The organism is Hahella ganghwensis DSM 17046 (assembly GCF_000376785.1).
GTDB lineage: Bacteria > Pseudomonadota > Gammaproteobacteria > Pseudomonadales > Oleiphilaceae > Hahella > Hahella ganghwensis.
The window spans coordinates 1-1,599 of the sequence record NZ_AQXX01000012.1 but is presented as its reverse complement, the minus strand read 5'-3'; the positions used below and the strand labels follow the sequence as shown (position 1 = coordinate 1,599).

Below are 1,599 nucleotides of genomic sequence, written 5' to 3'. Positions count from 1 at the left end.
CTCCGCTGCAGAAGAGGTGCGCATTATACGTCGCTTGCTCGACGTTGCAACCCCTTTCTTCAGAAAAATCCAAAATAATATATTTTGGTTAAAAAGCACTCGATAGACCGTTAACAGGAAGCCCCGGATATCCCCTTCATATCCGGGACCAATATGAGCAGAGAGCTAAACTATACGCACCCGGGCAATCTTCTTTTTACCCGCCTGAACGATCTGGGTCGTACCAGGAAGAAATCTATAGTCAGGCGCAATTTTTTCGCCATCTACAAAAACAGCACCACGCCCAAGCGCATCTTTTGCGGCAGCACCATTTGCAGCCAACCCAGCCAGACGCAATAAGGAAGCGGCGAAGATTTCAGCCTGCCCTTCGGCACTAACCTCAACTTCTTTCACATCCTCAGGAATTTCACCCAATCGGACTTGGTTACCCGCTCCTTTATGCGCACCCTCAGCCGCTTCTTTACCATGAAAACGAGTGATGATCTCTTCAGCCAATTCACGCTTGACCTCTTGAGGATTTCTTCCCTCTTTAATTTGCTGAAGCAAAGCTTCCACTTCTTCCATAGGCCGGAAGCTCAGCAACTCGAAGTAACGCGCAATCAAATCATCCGGCATAGAGAGCAGTTTGGTGTACATTTCACCCGGGAGGTCATTCACCCCAACATAGTTACCAAGCGACTTCGACATTTTCTGGACGCCATCCAACCCTTCCAGGATTGGCATGGTAATAATTACCTGCGGAGCCTGTCCTGCATTCTTTTGCAGCATACGCCCCATAAGCAGATTGAACTTCTGATCAGTCCCGCCCAGCTCGACATCCGCCTCCAAAGCAACGCTATCCTGCCCCTGCACTAATGGATACAGAAATTCATGGATTGAAATCGACTGCTCATTGGCATAACGCTTATTGAAATCATCTCGCTCCAACATACGAGCAACCGTGTATTGCCCTGCCAGACGAATCATGTCCGCCGCTGACATTTGCCCCATCCATTCGCTATTGAAACGAACTTTGGTCTTCGCCGGATCGAGAATTTTGAATACCTGCTCTTTATATGTCTCCGCATTTCTGGCGACATCATCTAGAGTCAAAGGGGGCCTGGTAGCACTTTTGCCGGTAGGGTCTCCGATCATTCCAGTGAAGTCCCCAATCAGGAATATCACCTCGTGCCCCAAATCCTGAAATTGCTTCAGCTTATTAATAAGTACTGTGTGCCCCAGATGCAAATCAGGTGCAGTGGGATCAAAACCGGCTTTGATTTTCAAAGGCCTGCCTTGTTTGAGCTTTTCAACCAGCTCTTCTTCTTTGGTAATTTCGTCTGTTCCGCGCTTGATAAGCGCCAGGGATTCTTCAAGAGATACTGATGACATTCGTCTTCCGGCCTGTTGCAACTTGTTACGCTATTAACACTCGGTAATCGACTTCGTTGACCATTTTCACACATACTCTTGCGGCAAAATGATCAACTATTGATCGAAAGGCGCCACAGTATACCAGTATTTTTTTAGGGAGGCTCTGAATAACTCCCCAAATCAGTCATAATACGGCCAACTTCACTCATCAGGAATACTATCCATGGATCAGATGACTTTCTCCGA

The 1,599-nt window shown here is 47.5% G+C and carries 1 protein-coding gene; it reads right to left on the bottom strand.

The genetic code is table 11. The annotated features are described in order from the left end of the window. Nucleotides 1-165: 165 nt before the first annotated feature. Nucleotides 166-1,371, bottom strand: a complete 1,206-nt coding sequence (gene tyrS / locus F566_RS0100115) for a tyrosine--tRNA ligase (RefSeq protein ID WP_020404960.1) — start codon at nt 1,369-1,371, stop codon at nt 166-168. Nucleotides 1,372-1,599: the final 228 nt, after the last annotated feature.

Coding starts and splice junctions, on each gene's coding strand:
- tyrS (WP_020404960.1), bottom strand. CDS start 1,371: ATGTCATCAGTATCTCTTGAAGAATCCCTGGCGCTTATCAAGCGCGGA.